Consider the following 18,635-nt stretch of genomic DNA (forward strand, 5'->3'; position numbering starts at 1 on the left):
GACTAGTCGAGAACAGGTGCGGCGAAGTTTTGTCAATCCTGCCTGTCGGTGCGGGAAAGCGCGACGCGGCCCAGCCGGGCCAGGGCGGCGCGCAGATCGTCGGGGGCGGAGGCGATGGAGGCGGCGAGATCGGCCTCGGCCTGGGCGGGCAGGGGCGGGGGCTTGGCGCTGCGTTTGGGGCGCGAGGCGGCCTCTTTCAGCGGGGCGACCGGCCCCTGGGCGATGCGCAGGCGATCGACCGTTCCGGCGCCCAGGAACAGATTGACGCGGGCCAGGATGTCTTCCGACTGGTGCTGGATCAGCAGGGCGGCGGCGCCGGCGACGCGCAGCTCCAGCACGCCGGGTTGGCCGCCCTTGCCCTTGGTCAGTTTCTGGGGGCGGGTGACGCGGGCCAGGCGGTCGCCGACGATCTCGCGCCAGCGGGGCTCCAGCGCGCCGGCGCCGCGTCCGAACTGTTCGTCCAGCTTTTTGATCAGGGGCGTCAGCGCCTTGCCCGCGCGCGGCGCCGGCCGGGGGACCGGACGGGTGCGGCGGCGAGACAGGATCTCGCGGACCTCGGCGTCTGTGGGCAGCGTGCGGCGCATGGGTCTATATAGCCCGACCGATGCCCGACGTCTCTCCCGACATAGACCTGATCCGATCCGACCTGCTGGCCTGGTACGACGCCCATGCGCGCAGCCTGCCGTGGCGGGCGGCCGTGGGCGCGGCGCGGACCGAGCCTTACCGTGTCTGGTTGTCGGAGGTCATGCTGCAGCAGACGACCGTGCCGCATGCGACGCCCTATTTCCACGCCTTCACCACGCGGTGGCCTAAAGTCTCGGACTTGGCGGCGGCCGAGGATGCGGAGGTGATGGGGGCCTGGGCGGGGCTCGGCTACTACGCCCGCGCCCGCAATCTGCTGGCCTGTGCGCGAGCGGTGGCGGGCGAGCATGGCGGGGTCTTCCCGAATACGGAGGCCACCCTGCTGGCCCTGCCGGGGGTGGGCGCCTATACGGCCGCGGCCGTAGCCTCCATCGCCTTCGACCGTGCCGCCAATGTGGTGGATGGCAATGTCGAGCGGGTCATGGCGCGGTTGTTCGCGGTCGAGACGCCGGTCCCGGCCGCTCGGCCCGAACTGAAGCGTTTGGCGGGCCTGTTCATCACAGACGAGCGGCCGGGGGACTGGGCGCAGGCGCTGATGGACCTGGGCGCGACGGTATGTCGGCCCAAGTCGCCCTCGTGCGGGGTCTGTCCCGTGGCGAGCGAATGTCTGGGTTTGGCGAGCGGCGAACCGACGCGGTTTCCGCTCAAGACCAAGAAGGCGGATCGGCCGCACCGGCGGGGTGCAGCCTATGTGCTGGTCGACGATCAGGGGCGGGTCGCGGTGGAGACGCGGCCGGACAAGGGGCTGCTGGGCGGAATGCTGGGTCTGCCGACCAGCGACTGGACGACGGACGCGCCGTCAGGAGCGGCGCCGATAGAGGCCGAGTGGCGCGAGGCGGGGGCGGTCGAACATGTCTTCACCCACTTCAGCCTGACCCTGACGGTGATGACGGCGCGCGGCGAGACGGCAAGCCCCTGGCGTTGGATGCCGGTCGAGGCGGCGCGGGCGGCCCTGCCCACGGTGTTCGCCAAGGCGCTGGATCGGGCGAGCGCGCCAGATCTTTTCACATAGGCTTACCGCAGGGTTCGGATCGCGACCTTGCCCTGTTTGTGATTGGGGATGACGACGGCGCGGCCGCCGGCGTGCTGGATGTTCAGATCGACGACGGAGCCGCCGACCTCCAGGCCGGTGATCCTCAGACGGTCCAGGCCGGCGGGCAGGACGGGGTCGGCGAGGTCGACGGTCTCGGTCCAGGCGTCGATGGACAGGCCCAGCGTCGCCTGAAGCATCAGGAAGACCGAACCCGCCGCCCACGCTTGGGGCAGGCAGGCGACCGGATAGGCAATGGGCGGCTCACCCGGTTCGCGCGGGAAGCCGCAGAACAGTTCGGGCAGGCGCAGGTGGAAATGGGCCGCGGCGGCGTAGATCTCGGCCAGGATGGCGGCGACGGCGTCGCGCTCTCCATAGTTTGCCATGCCGGCGGCGGCCATGGCGGTGTCATGGGGCCAGACCGAGCCGTTGTGATAGCTCATCGGGTTGAAGCGGGCCTGGCCCAGCTCCAGCGTGCGGATGCCCCAGCCGGTGCGGAACTCGGCCGATAACAGGCGTTTGGTGACGCGGCGCGCGCGCTCCAGCGACGGCAGACCGGTGAACAGCAGATGGCCGGCGTTGGAGGCGATGGCGCGGCACTGCTCGCCGTCGCCGTCCAGAGCGACCGCATAGAAGCCCTCGTCCTCCATCCAGAACTTGTCCTCGACCAGGGCGCGGACCTGTTCGGCGCGCATCCGCCATTCGGTCGTGCGGTCGTCGTGCAGCCGATCGCCCAGGTCGGCCAGGGCCTTCCAGGCGGCGAAGGCGTAGCCCTGGACTTCCAGAAGCGCGATGGGCCCCTTGGGGAAGCGGCCGTCGGCGTGGAAGATGCTGTCTTCGGAGTCCTTCCAGCCCTGGTTGGACAGGCCGGTGTCGGCGCCGCGCTGATAGTCGATCAGGCCGTCGTTGTTGCTGTCGCCATAGTCGCGCATCCAGTCGGCGGCGGCGATCAGATTGGGCCAGAGCGTGCGGATCAGGTCCAGATCGCCGGTGCGGTTGGCATAGGCGCCGGCCAGGGCGATGAACAGGCAGGTGGTGTCGACCCCGCCGTAATAGAGGCCGAAGGGCACCTCGTGCAGGGCGCTCATCTCGCCCCCGCGCGTCTCGTGCATGATCTTGCCGGGCTGGCTGTCCTGGAACAGCGAGGTCTCGGTCGCCTGGCGCGAGGCCAGATAGGTCAGGACGCCCTTGGCCAGGGACGGATCCAGCCACAGCATCTGCCAGGCGGCGATGATACCGTCGCGCCCGAACGGGGTCGAGAACCAGGGCGTTCCGGCATAGGGATAGGGACCGGTCGGCAGATCGGTCGTCAGCAAGGCCATGTCGGCCCGCGACTGATCCAGCCAGTCGTTGAAACGGGGACTGCGCGGGCCGCGCACCGAGGCGCCGCGACGGCGTTTTGCGCGCATGGCCAGCCGGGCCTGGACGGCGTTTAGACGCCAGCGCCCGGCGTCCGGCGTCTCGCAGGCATCGACGCCGCATTCGATGAACAGGTCCATGGCCCGGCCCTTGGGCAGGCTGAACATGAACTCGGCCCTCTGGTGCGTCAGGCGGGCGGGCGGCTCGGAGAAGGCCAGGCAGCTGGAGCGTTCGACATCGTCCAGCCCGGTGTAGCGGAAGGTCACGCGGCGACCGTCGGTGGTCGGGGTGTGGATCGTGCCGCGCTTGGCCCGGTGCGTGCCCCGCACCTGGAAGATGTCTGCGAAGTCGGCGCCGAAATCGAAGGCTAGCGGCAGGAGGATGTCCTCCACGCCGTGGTTGACCATCTGGATCCGCTCGAACATCCGCCGGCCCCACAGGAAGCGACGCCGCTCGATATGCAGCACGCCGGCGGGGGCGGACCGGCCGCCCATCGGGGGCAGGGGGCGGTTGGTGGTGTGGCAGGAGAAGAAGACGTTGTCCTGGCTAACGCCGGAAGACAGGCGCGACGGCTTCAGCAGGCCGACCGTCATGGCCCAGCGCGACAGGACGCGCGTGTCGTCGGCAAATAGGCCGTCCGCGCCACCCTTCATGTCGCCCCAGCCGTCCGCGACCAGGAAGGTGTCGCCGTCCTTCAGCGCCATCAACTGTTCGAGGCCAGAGGCCTCGACGGTCTCGCCGGCGGTCAGTTGGGTGGAATAGGCGTCGTCCATGCGGTCTCTTCCCCGTCGTTTGAGGCCTTGGCCGAACGTGTCGCACCCGAATGCGGCGCTGAGGGGCCGCTTGAATGATCAAATGAAGCAGGCGGCGGAGGGTTCACCTCCGCCGCCTGTTTTTCTTCGATAATCGTCGGCTGTGACGCTTAGGCGCTGGCGGCGAAGCTGCGACCTTCCTCAAGTGGGCGCAGCGGTGTGACCACATTGCCCAGCGCCGCCTCGGCGAAGGGGCGACGGGCCAGGAGGTCGCCGTAGACGTCCAGATAGCGACGCGCCATGGCGGTAGCCGAGAACCGCAGGTCGAAGCGGGCGCGTACAGCCTCGCGGTCCAGCAGATGGGCGCGGCCGGCGGCGGCGATGGCCTGTTCCATGGTATCGACCAGGAAGCCGGTGGCGCCGTCCTCGATGATCTCGGGCGTCGAACCGCAGCGGAAGGCGACGACAGGCGTGCCGCAGGCCATGGCCTCGATCATCACCAGGCCGAAGGGCTCGGGCCAGTCGATGGGGAACAGCAGGGCGTCTGCGCCGCCCAGGAAGGCGGATTTCTGGTGGTCGCCGATCTCGCCGATGAACTCGATCAGGGGATTGCCCTCGACCATCGGGCGGATGGTTTCTTCCCAATAGCGTTTGTCGGCGGCGTCAACCTTGGCGGCCATCTTCAAGCGCTTGCCCAGCTTGGTGGCGATCTCGATGGCGCGGTCGGGGCGTTTCTCGGGCGAGATGCGGCCTAGGAAGGCGAGGTAGCCCTCGGACTTGGGCGAGAACAGATACTGTTCGCCGGGCATGCCGTGATGCACGGTCGCCTTCCAGTTGGCGAAGTGCAGGGGCTTGCGCTGATCATCCGAGATGGAGACCAGGCCGAACTCGCTCCAGCGGGCATAGACGCCGGGCAGGTCCTTCATGTCGAGGCGACCGTGCAGGGTCGTGATCGTCTTGTCCGCATACTGCCGGAAAAGCGGGAAATGGATCATGTCGGTGTGGAAGTGCATCACGTCGAACTCGTCGGCGCGGTCCATCACCTCGCCCAGCATGGAGAGGTGGGCGGCGAGGTCGGATTTCAGCGGCGCGGGATCCAGGCGGATGGCCTGATCGCGAACGGGAACCAGGCGCGCCTTGGTCTGGGCGTCGGCGCTGGCGAATAGGGTGACGTCATGGCCCAGATCGACCAGGGCGTCGGTCAGGTGGGCGACAACGCGTTCAGTGCCGCCGTAAAGCTTCGGAGGAACGGCCTCGTAAAGCGGGGTGACCTGCGCGATCTTCATGATGTTGTGCTCCGACCCCGCAATGGCGCGGGCCGTGGACAACAATGATCTCGCAACTGCGAAGTTCCATCGCGGGTTGCGGATTTTCACATAGGTTTCGGTGGGTTACAGCGAAGCTGAACCACTGTCAGTGTGCGGATTCGTACGTTTTGAGTTCGTCCGCGCGGCTAAGTGATTGATGTGGCTGATGCGACGCGGCGTCGCACCGGCCTACATCGCGGCGCGGACCTCGGAGCGCAGGGCGTCGATGGATTTCAGGCCCTGGTCGGTCTTGAAGCGCCAGTAGGTCCAACCGTTGCAGGCGGGGGCGTTTTCAAACAGGGCGCCCAGCTTGTGGATCGAGCCGCTGAGCGAGCCGGACACCAGCGAACCATCGGCGCGGACGCGGGCCTCGCGCTCGCCCTTGGGGCAGTACAGACGGTCGCCGGGATGCAGCAGGCCGGCCTCGACCAGGGCGCCGAAGGGCACCTTGGGTTCGGCGCGTTTGGAGCCAGTGACCATCAGGTCTTCGGGACGGGCGGGGATGACCGAGGCGATGCGGGTCTCGGCGACATCGGCATAGGTCTCGTCACGTTCGATGCCGATGTAGTGGCGGCCCAGCCGCTTGGCGGCGGCGCCGGTGGTGCCGGTGCCGAAGAAGGGGTCCAGGATCACATCGCCGGGGCGGGTCGCCGACAGCAGGACGCGGTGCAGCAGGGCCTCGGGCTTTTGCGTCGGATGGGCCTTCTTGCCGTCGGCGTCCTTGATCCGCTCCTCGCCGGTGCACAGGGCGAAGGTCCAGTCCGACCGCATCTGCGTGTCTTCGTTGAAGGCCTTCAGGGCGTCGTAGTTGAAGGTGTAGCGCTTCTGATCGCGGCTCTTGGCGGCCCAGATCAGGGTCTCGTGGGCATTGGTGAACCGGGTGCCCTTGAAGTTCGGCATCGGGTTGGACTTGCGCCAGATGATGTCGTTCAGCACCCAGAAGCCGAGATCCTGGATCGCCGAACCGAGGCGGAAGACGTTGTGATAGGAGCCGATGACCCAGATCGAGCCTTCCGGCTTCAGCACCCGGCGGCATTCGGCCAGCCAGGCGCGGGTGAAGGCGTCGTAGTCGGCGAAGCTGGCGAACTTGTCCCAGTCATCATCGACGGCGTCGACCTTGGAGTTGTCGGGACGCAGCAGGTCGCCGCCCAGCTGTAGATTATAGGGGGGGTCGGCGAAGACCATGTCAACCGAGGCGTCGGGCAGGCTTTTCAGCACTTCGATGCAGTCGCCACGGTGAATGACGTCAGTCTTCAGATCGGACATGGAAACGCGGCCCCGGAACAATGAGACCGCTATGGTGAATCCTTGTGGTTAAGGTCGGGTAACCGGCGCGAGACGATCGCCCTGTTTCGCCTTGGGGACAAGAACGATGGCTGTCTCCTCCCCACATCACGGGGAGGGGACCGCGAAGCGGTGGAGGGGTTCATGAAGTCTCACATGCGCCAAGAGGCGCCGCGCCACCTTCCCATGGAATGGGAGGAGACGGTAATCCACAGTCTCGGCAACTCAGCATGTTCCGCATTTGTTCTCGCCGTGCTCTAACCGTCTTCGGCGGTCGGCGGTGCGATGGAGGATCAGATGAACGACGGAATACTGGCCCATATGATGGCCGAACTGGACGCAGAACTGGCGCGGGCGGAATCGTCCTTGCCCGCACATCCTGAGCACACGCGTCAGACCGAGATCATGCGCGCTTTAGCGCTGGGTCTGGGCAACTTCGAGCGGATGCGCGCGCATGACGTGCATCTGCTCGCCGCCAGCCTGTCGTCGCGCAGAGCGTGAGGCTCAGGACTTCTTCTTGAAGGTGTCGCCGATCTCCGTCGCGTCCGGCCCATCTGGTCCCGCGCTCTGACGTTCGACCTGACCGACCTTTTTCGTATCCTTGTCGGAGGTCAGGGCGTCCGGCTTTCCGGCCGGATCGGCGCCGTTCTTCTCACGACCTTCGGTCTGTTCGCGATCCATGATGATCTCCCTTGCTGGGAGGAATAGCGCGAGGGCGGCCGAGGCGTTCCGAAACGGGCACCTAACCCGCCGTATTCACCTTCGCCACCACAGACATGCCCGGCGCCAGGCGTCCGGCCGCTTCCTGGTCCGGATCGATGCGGATGCGGACGGGGATGCGCTGGGCGACCTTGGTGAAATTGCCGGTGGCGTTGTCGGGGCGGATGACGCTGAACTCGCTGCCGGCGGCGGGGGCGATGCGTTCGACGTGGCCGCGCAGGGTCTGGCCGCCCAGAGCGTCCACGGTGATCTCGACCGGCTGGCCGACGCGGATGTTCTTCATCTGCGTCTCCTTCATGTTGGCCGTCACCCAAACGACGTCGGGGACCAGGCCCATCAGCTGGGTGCCGGCGGTGACATACTGGCCCTGGCGCACGCCGATTTCGCCCAGGCGGCCGGGGCGGGGGGCGGTGATGCGGGTGTTGGCCAGATCGATCTGGGCCAGGCGCACGGCGGCCTGGGCGTTCTCGACGGCGGCGGCCAGGCTGTCGCGGCCGACGACGGCGGAGGTGACGCCGGTCTGGGCGATGCCCTCGGCGGCGCGGGCCTGGGCGACCTGGGCCTGGGCGCTGCGCAGGGCGGCCTCGGCGATGTCGACATTGGCCTGGGCCACCCAGCCGCCGGCCTTCAGGGTGCGGGCGCGGTTAGCGTCGGCCTGGGCGCGGGTCAGGGTCGCCTCGGCGGCGGCGATGGAGGCGCGCTGCTGGGCCACCGAACCGCGCGCGGACGCCTGGGTCTGGGTCGAGTTGGACAGGGCGGCCTCGGCGGCGTGCAGACTGGCCTCGGCCTGCTCAAGACGCTGGCGATAGATGCGGTCGTCGACCTGGGCCAGCACCGCGCCCTGTTGAACGGTCTGGAAGTCCTGGACCGGCACCTGAACCACATAGCCGTTCACCTGAGGGCTGATGATGGTGACCTGGCCCCGCACATAGGCGTTGTCGGTGCGCTGGATCGCGCCCCTGAACGGCGGCAACTGCCAGGCATAGAGCACCAGCAGCACGCCCAGCAGGGCGACGCCGGCGGCGATGACGGTCCACAGCACATTTTTCTTGGGCGCAGGAGCCGGCGCCGGCGCGGCGGAGGCCGGTTGAGGTGCGGAGGCGGGTGGGGCGGCGTCGGTCATGGCGGGTCTCGGTTCAATCTGCGGCGGCGACGGCGGCGGCCTGGGCGGCGGCGTCAGCATTGTTGTTCTTGGCGTCGCGGCGCGCCTTCCAGCGCGGGCGAAGATGGGTGACTGTCACCCAGGCGCAGCCCAGGGCCGCGATCACGGCGATGACCAGGAAGACGTCGTTGTAGGCCAGGACATTGGCCTGTTGCGTCACCTGTCGGCTCAGCAGGGCGGCCCCCTCGGCGTTCAGCAGGGCCGGGTCGGTGATGGTGGACGCATAGGCGCCCGACAGCTGGCGCAGGCGAAGCGCCACCTGGGGGTCCAAGGCCGAGATGCCGGCCGCCAACTGGTTGGAATGGTATTTCTCGCGGACGATCTGCAGCGTGCCGGTCAGGGCGCCGCCGGCCAAGCCGCCCACGTTCTGAAGCACGCTGAACATGACGATGAAGCTGATCAAGTTCTGCTTGCCCTGGGTCAGCACCTTGGCGATGCCGATCATCAGGGCCGGGCCGATGAACATGGCCGAGGCGAAAGCGATCAGGGCCTGGCTGAAATAGAGCTGGGCCGGGCGGGTCAGGACGGTCGAGTGGCTGTCGATCCAGGCGCCCAGAGCGATCAGGGCCAGGGCGATGGCGATCGGCTTGTTCAGCTTCTCCATGTTCAGAGTGAAGGCGCTGACCAGGGTGCCGGCGATCATCGACAGAAGGATGACGACGAATAGGCCGTGCAGTTGATCCGGCCCCAGCCCCACGACCGTCAGGAAGCCCACCGCGCCCGAGGTCTGTTCGGTCAGCACCATGCGGATCAGCAGGATGGCCCCGAACAGGCGCAGCAGGTCCGGCCCCGTCAGCCAGCGGGTGTTGATCAGCGGATTTTTCCGGTTGTGCTCGACCAGGAAGGCGGCGGTCAGCAGGACGATGGAGCCGACCAGGGCCCAGCCGATCCAGGGGGCTTGCGTCCACCACACGATCCGCCCCAGGCCCAGCGAGGCGCACAGCAGGGCCACCCCCGGCGCGAACAGGGCGAAGGTCAGGAAGTCCAGACGGTCGAACACCCGCAGCCGCTCGGACGGCGGCAGCTTGACCACCTGCACCGCGCCCCAGGCGACCAGACACATGCCCAACTCAAACATGTAGAAGGCGCGCCAGTCGCCGAGCAGAAGCAGGCCGGGCATTACCAGGCGAGAGATCGGCACGGCGAAACTGGCCAGGCCGATGCCGATGATCAGCCCCTTCAGCCGGTGCGCCGCCGGAAAGGCCTGGATGATGTAGAGAAAGCCCAGGCTGCTCAGGCCCGCGCCCGCCATGCCGGCGATGGCCCGCACTAGCAGCGTCGACTGATAGTTGTCGACGAACAGGTGGGCGGCGCAGACCAGCACAAAGGCGCCCAAGAAGATCTGGGTGAACAGGCGCAGGCCATACTGCATCCTGAACTTGACCAGGATCAGGTTCATGCAGGCGTTGGTCATGACGAAGACGACCGGCAACCAGGCGGACTCGGTGATCGTGATCCCCAGCGAGCCCTGCAGGTTCTGGATGTTGGCGGTGACGGCGGCGTTGCCCAGCGACCCGACCATGGCGACCAGCAGGCCGGTCAGGGCGTACTGGATTCGCATCGGCCAGGAATGGTCGGGCGTGGCGGGCGAGCCCGGCATCATCGGCCGCTCGTGCGGCTTCAGCGTCTCGACATACTGTTCCCAGGGCAGGTGCCAGTTGTTACGGGGCATCAGCGGGGCTCCCCGCGAGGCTTCAATCCGTCGAGGATGATCGCGCGGGTGCGCAGCGACACGGCCTGACGTTCTGCCGCGTCGGCTCCCTGGAAGCCGGCGCCCAGCAGGGTGGCGATCAGGCGGATGTCCATCGGCCGCAAATCCTCCCTCACCAGGCCGGCGGCCTGGGCCCGCGCCAGCGGTGCGGCCCCCGCCTCCATCAAGCTCTGCCGCAAGGGGGTAAGCGCATCCGGCGACCGCACGTTCCGCACGACCCCGGCCAGGCCCGCATTGCGCACCATGTCCTCGGCCAGCCGGTCCAGGAACCAGAAGAAGACGGACGGGTCGTCCCCCTGTTCGGCGGTGCGCCGACCCAGGTCCGCGACATCGGCCTCCAGCACAGCCAGCGCCAGTTCGGTGCGGTCGGCGAAGTGGCGATAGAGGGTGCCGCGCCCGACCCTGGCCTTTTCGGCGATCAGGTCCAGCGGCGCGTCCAGACCCTGGTCGGCGAAGACCGCGCGCGCGGCCTCCAGCAGGGCGGCGCGATTGTGGACGGCGTCCTTGCGGACAGGTTTGGGGGCGGGGCGCGACATGGTGACGCGCTTAAATGGACAGCGGTGTCCGTTTTGCAAGGGTCGCTAGAGTGGTTTTTCCAACACCACGAACGCCAGTTCCGGCCGGGGCGGATCGACGGGGAAGGGGCGGGTCTCGCCGGTGGGGGCATAGCCGCGCCGCTCGTACCAGGCGATCAGTTCGGCCCGGCGGCGGATGACCGTCATCTCCATGCGACGCGCGCTGAACCGGGCGACAGCCTCGACCTCGGCGGCGGTCAGCAGGCGGCGGCCCAGGCCGGACGCCTGCAGGGTCGGCTCGACCGTCAGCATGCCCAGATAGGCCTGGTCGTCGCCGGCGCGGGCGACCTGGACGCAGCCGATCAGCACGCCGTCGTGGGCCAGCAGGACGACCCGGTCGGGATCGGCGATCAGGGCCGTCAGCTCGTCCGCGCTGGTGCGGGCGCCCGACAGCAGGTCGGCCTCATGCGTCCAGCCGGCCTTGGCCGTGTCGCCGCGATAGGCGCGCTCGATCAGGGTATGCAGCGCGGCGACATCATCGGGCGTCGCCGCGCGGAAAACGATCTCGCTCACCGGGTTACGCCCAGCTCCTCGACCAGATGATCCATGCCGTAGACGTCGCGCAGGGCCACGGTGACGGCCTGGGTGGTGACGATAACGCTGCGGTTCACGGCGCGGTCGTAGCCATAGGCGTTGCGCTGGGTCAGGACGGTGGAATCGAAGTTGGCCCCGATGATCTCGCCCCTGGCATTGATGGCCGGCGAGCCGGACGAGCCGCCGATGGTGTCGGTCGAGATGGCCATGTCCATCACCGCGTTCGGATCGATCCGGTCCTTGGCCGCCAGCAGTTTGGGCGCGACGGCGAAGGGCTCGGCGCCGGTAGCCCGGTCCCACAGACCGGCGAAGGTGGTGAAGGCGGAAAATCGTTGGCCCGGCACGTCCGAGCCTTCGACCTGGCCATAGGTCAGACGCAGGGTGCCGGTGGCGTCGGGATAGACGGCGTCGCCATAGGCGGCGAAGCGGGCGGCGGCCAACTGCTCGGAGGCGCGGTCGGTCGGCGCCTTGACCTTGTTCTCCCACTCGGCGCGAACGGCGCGGGCGTCGGCGTCGATCGACAGCACATACTGGATCAGCGGGTCGTCCGACGCCTGGACCGCCGCGAGGCCGCCGGTCCACAGGGCGCGGCGCACGGCCGGGTCGGCCAGTTTGGTGCCGGCGACGATGCGGGCCGATAGACCCTCGGGGCTTTCCTTGGCCAATAGGGTGCGGACGTGCGGGCTGTCGACCGTCAGCCATTCCCGCGTCTTGGACAGCCACCACTCCAGCCGGATCTGCTCCAGCTCCGGATAGGTCGGACGCTCGGCGAACAGGCCGGATTCGACGCCGGGCAGGCGGCTGTCGGCGTATTCGGCCAGACGCTGATCCGACGGCTTGGCCCGCTCCTGCGCGCCGCGCACGATGGCGCGCGCCCACTGGAACAGCTGCGATCCGCCCGCGACCGAGGTCGTGCCCATGGCGGTGCCGCCCTCAAGCAAGGCGGTTGGGGCGTAGAGTTCGCGGGCTAGGGGCTGAACGGCTTCTAGCGCGCCCCACGGATCAGGGCCGGTTCCGTTCGTGGCGGCGTAGCGCTGCATGAAGTCGGCTTCGGCCGCCGCCTTGGCCGTCATGAAGTTGGCGTCAGTCAGGGCGCGCATCCGGCCCAGGCCGCGCTTGTAGGTGTTCTCCACGCCCACGATGGGGTCCATGGCGATGAAGGCCTGGTCCTCGCCTTCTTCGGCATAGCGGATCAGCCGGCCGCGCAGTTCGGAGGCGATCAGCTGATCCAGCGGCAGGACCACGTCGCGGATGGTGGCCAGTTGGTCCATCGTCAGCAGGCGCTGGGTCGCGCCGGGATTGCCCGAGACGAAGACGGCCTCGCCCTCGGTCGGCTTGTCGGCGTTCCAAGTGAAGTGGATCGGCGTCTCGACCGGCTTGTCGTCTTCATACAGACGGATGAAGGCCGCATCGATGGCGAAGCGCGGGAAGGAGAAGTTGTCCAGGTCGCCGCCGAAGGTCGCGGCGCGATCTTCCGGCGCCCAGGCCAGGCGGACGTCTGAGTATTTGCGGAATTTGTAGAGCTTGAACTGGCCGCCCCGATACAGGCTGACGACCTGGCAGCGGATCTTGGGATCGTTTCCGCAGGCTTCGGTTTCGATCCGGCCGGCCTCGGCCTCGCGCGCCTGGGTGAAGGCCTGGCCTTCAAGACCCTCGCCGGCCTTGTGCATCCGCTCGGTCACGTCCGAAATGTCGGTCAGGATTTCGGCCGTGGCGCCGGGGCATTTGCGCTCTTCCTCGCGCGTCTTGGGCGTGAAGCCGGTCTCGCCATACTGCTGCTGCGGCGTGGACAGGTTGGCGACGCAGGTGGCGACGCAGTGGTTGTTGGTCATCACCAGGCCCTGGCCCGACACCACGCCCGCCGAACAGCCGCCGAACTTCACCGACGACAGCCGCACCCGATCCAGGAAGGCCTGATCGATGTTCGTGCCCAAGGCCGTGTTGGCGCGAGCGATGGGGAAGTTGTCGTAGGTCCACATGCCTTCTTCGGCCAATGCCTTTCCAGGATGGGCCGAGGTGGCGGCGAGAGCGAAAACGGCGGCGGAGGCGAGGAGGGCGAGACGCATGGGATAATCCTATGTCTCCTCCCTGTTCGCGCAGCGAATGGGGAGGTGGCGCGGCGCGTCTTCAGCGCCGTGACGGAGGGGCTTTGCGATACATGACAGGCGCCGGTGCGGTGGTGAAGAGCCCCTCCACCGCTTCGCGGTCCCCCTCCCCATTCGCAAGAGGCGAATGGGGAGGAGACGTTGGGTTCTAGCGCCGCACGCCCAGTTCGCGCAGCAGGCGCGGCTGGTTGTAGACGTTGCGCAGGGCTTCGGTGATGGCCGCGGTCGAGACCGTCACCGTGCGGTTCAGCTCGGGGTCGTAACCGAAGCTGCCGCCCAGCGAGTGGATGTTGCCGTCGAAGGCGGCGCCGATGACTTCACCCTTGGCGTTGATCACGGGCGAACCCGAGTTGCCGCCGATGATGTCGTTGGTCGAGACGAAGTCATAGACGGTCGACTTGTTGACCTTGTCTTCGGCCGCCATCCAGTCCTCGGCCGCGTTGAAGGGCTCTGCGCCGGTGTTGCGCTCGTACAGGCCGCCGATCTCGGTGAAGGGCGTCACCGTCACGCCACGATAGGTCCAGCCCTTCACCTGACCATAGGACAGGCGCAGGCTGAAGGTCGCATCCGGGTACAGGTTGGTGCCGTAGACCGCGAACCGGGCCTGGGCGATCTTCTCGCCGGCGCGGCTGGTCGGGCCGGACACGGCCGATTCCCACTGGGTGCGCGTGGCCTGGGCCGCATCGTCATTGGCCAGGACGAAGGCGATCAGCGGATCGCCCGAGGCGGCCAGCTCTTCCGGCGTCATGGCCAGGGCCTGGGCGCGGAAGGCCGGATCGGCCAGACGCGTGCCGTCGATCAGGCGCGCGGCCACCTGTTCCGGGCTTTCCTTGCCCAGCAGCGCCTTCACATTGGCGTTGTCCACCGTCAGGTATTCGCGGGTCTTGGACAGCCAGAAATCGACGAAGATCTTCTCCAGATCGGTCGAAATCGGCGTCTCGGTCGCCAGGCGACGGCCCAGCGAGGCGATGTCGGCGTCCGAATAACCGGCGCGACGCTCAGCCACCGGCTTGGCCCGCTCCTTGGAGGCGCGGACGATGGATTTGGCGTAGCTGTAGAGTTGCGAACGCTGGCCCGCCGCCGATTCCAGCTGGCGGTAGGGCAGGTAGAGGTCGCGCTGGGCGGTCGAGACGCGCTCCAGATCGGCCCAGGGATCGCCAATGCGCTGGGCCAAGGCCGGGTCGGCGGTGACGCGCTGGCGCAGTTCCTGTTCTTCCGAACGCTTGGTCGCCATGAAGGCCGGATCGGTCAGGGCGCCCTGCTGGCCGTAGAAGACCTTGAAGCTGTTCTCCAGGCCGAACAGCGGATCGACGGTGACGCGCTTGGCCTCTTCGCCGGTGGTCGAATATTCGAGCAGGCGGCCGCGCAGTTCAGACGACTGGATCAGGGTCAGCGGCATCTGCTGATCGCGCAGAACCTCCAGCTGGGCCATGGTCAGCAGGCGCGAGGTCGAGCCGGGGTTGCCGGCGACGAAGGTGACGTCGCCGTCCTTGGGCGCATTGGCGTTCCAGGTCAGGTGGTTCGGCGTGGCGACCGGCTTGCCGTCCTCGTAGATGCGCAGGAAACCGGCATCCAGGGCGTAGCGCGGGAAGTTGAAGTTGTCGGGATCGCCGCCGAAAAAGGCCGCCTGGAACTCGGGCGCGAAGACCAGGCGCACGTCGTCATACTTGCGGAACTTGTACAGCTTGTACTGGCCGCCGCGATAGAAGCTGATGACCTGGCAGGTCAGCTTCTGGTCGTCACCGCAGGTCTCCTTCTGGATCTTGTCGATCTCGGCGGCGCGGGCCTGGACGAAGGCGGCGCCTTCAAGCCCGGCGCCGGCGCCGGTGACGCGGTCGGTCACATCGACGATGTCGGTCAGGATCTCGGCCGTCTGGCCGGGGCATTTCTTCTCTTCCTCGCGGGTGGCGGGCATCCAGCCGTTCTTGACGTAGTCGTTGTCGGCCGTGGACAGGTCTTGGACGCAGGAGACGACGCAGTGGTGATTGGTCAGCACCAGGCCTTCGTTCGACACCAGCGAGGCCGAGCAGCCTTGAAGGCGGACGGCGGCGTTGCGCACGCGGTCCAGCCAGGCCTGGTCGATGTTGGTGCCGTATTTCTCGTTCACCGTCGCGATGGGGAAGTTGTCGAAGGTCCACATGCCTTCGTCGGCCTTTGCGGACGTGGCGGGTGCCGACAGGACGGCGGTCGCGGCGCCCAGGGCGGCCAGCGAGGCGGTAAGACGAAGCGAAGGCAGGGACATGAAGGCGAGACTCCCGAGTGCGGGACGGCCTGTCCCATCTGTTATGTTGTAACTAGCGCCAACAAAGGGCGGGCGCCAAGGGCTGCATGGCCCTTAGTCCCCTGATTTCGAAGCCGCAATGTCCGCGCGGTCGAAGCCTTACCCCGATTTAACTTGGCCGTGAGGCGACGCGCGCTCAGATAGGCGGACGTACCGGGGATTTATCGACGACGATGTCGCTTGCGCTTTCAACACTGCTGTTCGAGTGGCGCCGCTATATGGCGGCGGTCATGGCCCTGGCCCTGTCGGGTCTGCTGGTCCTGGCGATGACCGGTGTCTTCATCGGCATCGGCAAGGGGTTCACCGCGACCATCGAACGGTCGAACGCCGACGTCTTCATCATGCAGCCCGGCGCCAAGAGCCTGATCGGCGGCCCTTCGGGCGTACCGCGTCGTTTCATCCCGCTGGCCTACAACCACCCCGAAGTGGTCGAGGTCATGCCGCTGGATGGCGCCGGCGGCACCTTCCAGAACATCAAGAGCGTCGATCCGACCAAGAGCCAGGCCGACAACGCCAACCAGGGCGCAGCGCGTCAGAAGTTCGTCCAGGCCAGCATCATCGATACCCGTCCGGGATCGGTGACCATTCCGACCGACTATTCCCAGGAACTGGTCGATGCCTTGCGTCAGCCCTACACTGTCGCGGTCGATGAGACGGCGCTGACGACCCTGGGCGTCAAGCTGGGCGACAAGGCCCTGTATAATGGCCAGACCGTCACCGTCGTCGGCGTGACGCGCGGCTATCCCAACATGATGCAGCCGGGCATCGTCATGTCGCGCGACACCCTGCGGATGCTGGGCCAGGCCGACACCGGTGCGCGCGTCGGGCCGCTGATGGTCAAGCTGCGCGATCCGGCCCGTGCACCGGTCGTGGTGGCTCAGCTGAACGCCATGGGCAACGGTCAGTGGAAGGCCTGGACCAAGCAGCAGCTGGCCGACGCCAACGCCGGCGCCATGTTCGAGGAAGGCATCCTGGTCATCATCATCGGCGGCTGCGTCGTGCTGGGGATCATCATCGGCATCGCCATCACGTGGCAGACCCTGCGCGGCGCCATCATGGCCAATATCAAGGAGTTCGCCTCTCTGCGGGCCCTGGGCGTCAGCATGGGCAGCCTTCGTCGGATCGTGGTCGAGCTCAGCTTCTGGGTCGGCGTCGTGGGCGTCATCGCGGCCATCGTCCTGACCTGGCTGGTGTCGTTGCTGGCCATGATGGGGGCGGTGATCATCGCCCTGCCGTTGTCGCTGCTGATCGTGGTGGGGATCGGCCTGATCGCCATCGCCATGGTGTCGGGCCTGCTGTCGCTGGGCATCCTCAAGAACAGCCAACCGGCGGACCTGCTGCGATGACCGATACGTCTTTTGGGCATACGAAGGTTCACGGAAAGCACGGCGACTTCGCGATCGAGGCCAACGGCCTGGTCAAGCGGTTCAAGTCGGGCAAGGCCTGGGTCGAGGTGCTGAAGGGCGTCGATTTCGACGCCAAGCATGGCGACCTGACCATGGTCATGGGGCCGTCCGGTTCGGGCAAGTCCACCCTGATCGCGGCCCTGTCCGGCCTGCTGAAACCCGAAGAGGGTCGGGTGGACGTGCTGGACGTCGACGACCTGTGGAAACTGTCCTCGGGCCGGATCGACAAGTTCCGGCTGGATAACTGCGGCTTCATCTTCCAGGGCTTCAACCTGTTCCCCGCCCTGACGGCGCTGCAGCAGGTCGAGACCGTACTGAAGTTCCAGGGGCTGACGACGGGTCAGGCCAGGAAGCGCGCCACCGTCGCCCTCGAAGAAGTCGGCTTGGGCCATCGCCTGCACCAGCGGCCGGCGGCCCTGTCCGGCGGCGAGAAGCAGCGCGTCGCCATCGCCCGCGCCCTGGCCAAGGATCCCAAGATCCTGTTCGCCGACGAACCGACCTCGGCCCTGGACGGCGAGAACGGCCAGGTGGTGATCAAGCTGCTGCGTCGCGCCGCCACCGAACACGGCGCCGCCGTGATTTGCGTGACCCATGACCCGCGCCTGGAGGCCTGGGCCGACCGCGTCATCCATATCGAGGACGGCAAGATCCTGGACGACCAACGCCGCATACCCGATCCCAACGCTATACTGGCGTCCCACTAACCGACACGACGAATTCTCCTCTTAGGACGACACGCCAATGCCCGGCTTTCTGAAGAAAAAACGCACCTGGATCGGCCTGCTGCTGGTGATCGTGCTGGTGGTCGGCTTCATGCTGTTCCAGTCCGCCGCCAAGACCAAGAAGGTCGAGCAGGACAAGGCTGCGGCCACCAAGGTCGAGAGCCCTTACGCCGCCATCGCCAACGGCAAGGTCGATGTTGAGGGCGGCATCATCCAGATCGCGGCCCGTCGCGGCGGCATCGTGCGCGAAGTGCTGGTGCAGGAAGGCGACCGCGTCGTCGCCGGCCAGATCCTGGCCCGTCAGGAAGACGATGAACCCCGCCTGGCGGTGCAAAGCGCCCAGGCCGCCGTGAACCAGGCCGAAAGCCAGTTGGCCCAGATCCGCGTCGACATCCGCACCGCCCAGCGCGAGCAGGAACGCCTGCAACGCCTGGTCGCCACCAACTTCGTCGCCGCCCAGCGCATGGACCAGGCCCAGGACGCCATCGCCACGGCCCAGGCCCGTCTCGGCTCCCAGACCGCCGCCGTCCAGACCGCCCGCGCCCAGCTGGATCAGGCCCGCTATAACCAGGAACTGACGATCATCCGTGCGCCCAGCAACGGCCGGATCGTGCGCCGTTACGCCAATCCCGGCGCCGGCGCCTCGACCCTGAACGTCTCCAATATGTTCGACCTGGAACCCGAAGCCCCGCGCATCGTGCGCGCCGAGGTGGTCGAGAGCGACCTGCCCAACCTGACCGACGGCCAGGCCGTCGAGATCAGCCCCGAGGGCGACGCCACCAAGGTCTATATCGGCGCGGTGATGCGTCGCGCGGCGGTGTTCGGCGCCCGCAAACTGGCCTCCGACGATCCTTCGCAGCGCACCGACGAGCGGGTGGTGGAAGTGGTGGCCTCGGCCGGCGACGCGCCCCTGCTGATCGGCCAGCGCGTGCTGGTCAAGTTCATGAAACCGGGCGAGACGGCCGGCGCCAAGCGCGTCGCCACGACCGGCGTCGGTCCGAACCAGGCGATGCGCCCGCAGTAGGACAGCGGATCAGCGGCCCCG

At 67.5% G+C, this 18,635-nt stretch carries 16 protein-coding genes; 5 read left to right on the plus strand and 11 right to left on the minus strand.

Going from position 1 to position 18,635, the window contains the following annotated elements:
- Positions 1-32: 32 nt before the first annotated feature.
- Positions 33-584: a DUF721 domain-containing protein gene (locus CHRYSEO8AT_RS10055; RefSeq protein WP_159849652.1), complete on the minus strand. Its 552-nt coding sequence runs from the start codon at positions 582-584 to the stop codon at positions 33-35.
- Positions 585-604: 20 nt separating this feature from the next.
- On the opposite strand from CHRYSEO8AT_RS10055, the gene mutY reads away from it, so the two are divergent.
- On the plus strand, positions 605-1,654 hold the full coding sequence (mutY, locus tag CHRYSEO8AT_RS10060; protein ID WP_159849654.1) for an A/G-specific adenine glycosylase: 1,050 nt from the start codon (positions 605-607) through the stop codon (positions 1,652-1,654).
- Positions 1,655-1,656: 2 nt separating this feature from the next.
- Here the strand turns inward: mutY and CHRYSEO8AT_RS10065 are convergent, their stop codons facing one another.
- The 3 genes from CHRYSEO8AT_RS10065 to CHRYSEO8AT_RS10075 all read right to left on the minus strand — a co-directional run bounded on the left by CHRYSEO8AT_RS10065 (position 1,657) and on the right by CHRYSEO8AT_RS10075 (position 6,356).
- Positions 1,657-3,804, minus strand: coding sequence for an amylo-alpha-1,6-glucosidase (locus CHRYSEO8AT_RS10065; protein WP_159849656.1), 2,148 nt, complete (start codon positions 3,802-3,804; stop codon positions 1,657-1,659).
- Between the two features lie 149 nt (positions 3,805-3,953).
- Positions 3,954-5,069 carry a glycosyltransferase family 4 protein gene (locus tag CHRYSEO8AT_RS10070; RefSeq protein WP_159849658.1) on the minus strand — a complete coding sequence of 372 codons (1,116 nt, stop codon included), beginning with the start codon at positions 5,067-5,069 and terminating at the stop codon, positions 3,954-3,956.
- 210 nt (positions 5,070-5,279) lie between these two features.
- Positions 5,280-6,356, minus strand: coding sequence for a site-specific DNA-methyltransferase (locus tag CHRYSEO8AT_RS10075; RefSeq protein WP_159849660.1), 1,077 nt, complete (start codon positions 6,354-6,356; stop codon positions 5,280-5,282).
- Between the two features lie 315 nt (positions 6,357-6,671).
- Here CHRYSEO8AT_RS10075 and CHRYSEO8AT_RS10080 point away from each other — a divergent pair, with 315 nt between their 5' ends.
- A complete protein-coding gene (locus CHRYSEO8AT_RS10080) occupies positions 6,672-6,875 on the plus strand; it encodes a hypothetical protein (protein WP_236547501.1) in 204 nt (67 codons plus the stop codon).
- A 3-nt stretch (positions 6,876-6,878) separates the two neighbouring features.
- Here CHRYSEO8AT_RS10080 and CHRYSEO8AT_RS10085 read toward each other — a convergent pair whose 3' ends face one another.
- The 7 genes from CHRYSEO8AT_RS10085 to CHRYSEO8AT_RS10115 all read right to left on the minus strand — a co-directional run bounded on the left by CHRYSEO8AT_RS10085 (position 6,879) and on the right by CHRYSEO8AT_RS10115 (position 15,423).
- Entirely contained in the window at positions 6,879-7,055 is a 177-nt protein-coding gene (locus CHRYSEO8AT_RS10085) for a hypothetical protein (protein ID WP_201304403.1), read from the minus strand.
- Between the two features lie 61 nt (positions 7,056-7,116).
- Positions 7,117-8,217, minus strand: coding sequence for an HlyD family secretion protein (locus tag CHRYSEO8AT_RS10090; protein ID WP_159849665.1), 1,101 nt, complete (start codon positions 8,215-8,217; stop codon positions 7,117-7,119).
- A 13-nt stretch (positions 8,218-8,230) separates the two neighbouring features.
- Positions 8,231-9,928 carry an MFS transporter gene (locus CHRYSEO8AT_RS10095; RefSeq protein ID WP_159849667.1) on the minus strand — a complete coding sequence of 566 codons (1,698 nt, stop codon included), beginning with the start codon at positions 9,926-9,928 and terminating at the stop codon, positions 8,231-8,233.
- On the minus strand, positions 9,928-10,503 hold the full coding sequence (locus CHRYSEO8AT_RS10100; protein WP_159849669.1) for a TetR/AcrR family transcriptional regulator: 576 nt from the start codon (positions 10,501-10,503) through the stop codon (positions 9,928-9,930). The genes CHRYSEO8AT_RS10095 and CHRYSEO8AT_RS10100 overlap by 1 nt, the downstream gene beginning before the upstream one ends.
- Positions 10,504-10,548: 45 nt before the next feature.
- Positions 10,549-11,055 carry a GNAT family N-acetyltransferase gene (locus CHRYSEO8AT_RS10105; protein WP_159849671.1) on the minus strand — a complete coding sequence of 169 codons (507 nt, stop codon included), beginning with the start codon at positions 11,053-11,055 and terminating at the stop codon, positions 10,549-10,551.
- Positions 11,052-13,142: a S46 family peptidase gene (locus tag CHRYSEO8AT_RS10110; protein WP_159849673.1), complete on the minus strand. Its 2,091-nt coding sequence runs from the start codon at positions 13,140-13,142 to the stop codon at positions 11,052-11,054. Before CHRYSEO8AT_RS10110 ends, CHRYSEO8AT_RS10105 begins: the two co-directional genes overlap by 4 nt.
- Positions 13,143-13,329: 187 nt before the next feature.
- A complete protein-coding gene (locus tag CHRYSEO8AT_RS10115) occupies positions 13,330-15,423 on the minus strand; it encodes a S46 family peptidase (protein ID WP_159849675.1) in 2,094 nt (697 codons plus the stop codon).
- A gap of 212 nt (positions 15,424-15,635) precedes the next feature.
- Between CHRYSEO8AT_RS10115 and CHRYSEO8AT_RS10120 the strand changes: the two genes are divergently transcribed.
- From CHRYSEO8AT_RS10120 to CHRYSEO8AT_RS10130, 3 genes are read left to right on the plus strand one after another with little or no spacing between them, the layout of a single operon-like run.
- Positions 15,636-16,808, plus strand: a complete 1,173-nt coding sequence (locus CHRYSEO8AT_RS10120) for an ABC transporter permease (protein ID WP_159849677.1) — start codon at positions 15,636-15,638, stop codon at positions 16,806-16,808.
- Positions 16,805-17,572, plus strand: a complete 768-nt coding sequence (locus tag CHRYSEO8AT_RS10125; protein ID WP_159849679.1) for an ABC transporter ATP-binding protein — start codon at positions 16,805-16,807, stop codon at positions 17,570-17,572. The genes CHRYSEO8AT_RS10120 and CHRYSEO8AT_RS10125 overlap by 4 nt, the downstream gene beginning before the upstream one ends.
- 37 nt (positions 17,573-17,609) lie before the next feature.
- Entirely contained in the window at positions 17,610-18,614 is a 1,005-nt protein-coding gene (locus CHRYSEO8AT_RS10130; protein ID WP_159849681.1) for an HlyD family secretion protein, read from the plus strand.
- Positions 18,615-18,635 lie beyond the last annotated feature (21 nt).

Origin of the sequence: Brevundimonas sp. G8, from assembly GCF_902506205.1 — a bacterium.
In the GTDB taxonomy this organism is placed as follows: domain Bacteria; phylum Pseudomonadota; class Alphaproteobacteria; order Caulobacterales; family Caulobacteraceae; genus Brevundimonas.

Excerpts from the sequence above, each read along its gene's own strand:
- CHRYSEO8AT_RS10065 (WP_159849656.1), bottom strand. The coding sequence starts at position 3,804 with ATGGACGACGCCTATTCCACCCAACTGACCGCCGGCGAGACCGTCGAG.
- CHRYSEO8AT_RS10095 (WP_159849667.1), bottom strand. The coding sequence starts at position 9,928 with ATGCCCCGTAACAACTGGCACCTGCCCTGGGAACAGTATGTCGAGACG.
- CHRYSEO8AT_RS10075 (WP_159849660.1), bottom strand. The coding sequence starts at position 6,356 with ATGTCCGATCTGAAGACTGACGTCATTCACCGTGGCGACTGCATCGAA.
- CHRYSEO8AT_RS10110 (WP_159849673.1), bottom strand. The coding sequence starts at position 13,142 with ATGCGTCTCGCCCTCCTCGCCTCCGCCGCCGTTTTCGCTCTCGCCGCC.
- CHRYSEO8AT_RS10120 (WP_159849677.1), top strand. The coding sequence starts at position 15,636 with ATGTCGCTTGCGCTTTCAACACTGCTGTTCGAGTGGCGCCGCTATATG.
- CHRYSEO8AT_RS10070 (WP_159849658.1), bottom strand. The coding sequence starts at position 5,069 with ATGAAGATCGCGCAGGTCACCCCGCTTTACGAGGCCGTTCCTCCGAAG.
- CHRYSEO8AT_RS10090 (WP_159849665.1), bottom strand. The coding sequence starts at position 8,217 with ATGACCGACGCCGCCCCACCCGCCTCCGCACCTCAACCGGCCTCCGCC.
- CHRYSEO8AT_RS10125 (WP_159849679.1), top strand. The coding sequence starts at position 16,805 with ATGACCGATACGTCTTTTGGGCATACGAAGGTTCACGGAAAGCACGGC.
- CHRYSEO8AT_RS10055 (WP_159849652.1), bottom strand. The coding sequence starts at position 584 with ATGCGCCGCACGCTGCCCACAGACGCCGAGGTCCGCGAGATCCTGTCT.
- CHRYSEO8AT_RS10100 (WP_159849669.1), bottom strand. The coding sequence starts at position 10,503 with ATGTCGCGCCCCGCCCCCAAACCTGTCCGCAAGGACGCCGTCCACAAT.
- mutY (WP_159849654.1), top strand. The coding sequence starts at position 605 with ATGCCCGACGTCTCTCCCGACATAGACCTGATCCGATCCGACCTGCTG.
- CHRYSEO8AT_RS10130 (WP_159849681.1), top strand. The coding sequence starts at position 17,610 with ATGCCCGGCTTTCTGAAGAAAAAACGCACCTGGATCGGCCTGCTGCTG.
- CHRYSEO8AT_RS10115 (WP_159849675.1), bottom strand. The coding sequence starts at position 15,423 with ATGTCCCTGCCTTCGCTTCGTCTTACCGCCTCGCTGGCCGCCCTGGGC.
- CHRYSEO8AT_RS10085 (WP_201304403.1), bottom strand. The coding sequence starts at position 7,055 with ATGGATCGCGAACAGACCGAAGGTCGTGAGAAGAACGGCGCCGATCCG.
- CHRYSEO8AT_RS10080 (WP_236547501.1), top strand. The coding sequence starts at position 6,672 with ATGAACGACGGAATACTGGCCCATATGATGGCCGAACTGGACGCAGAA.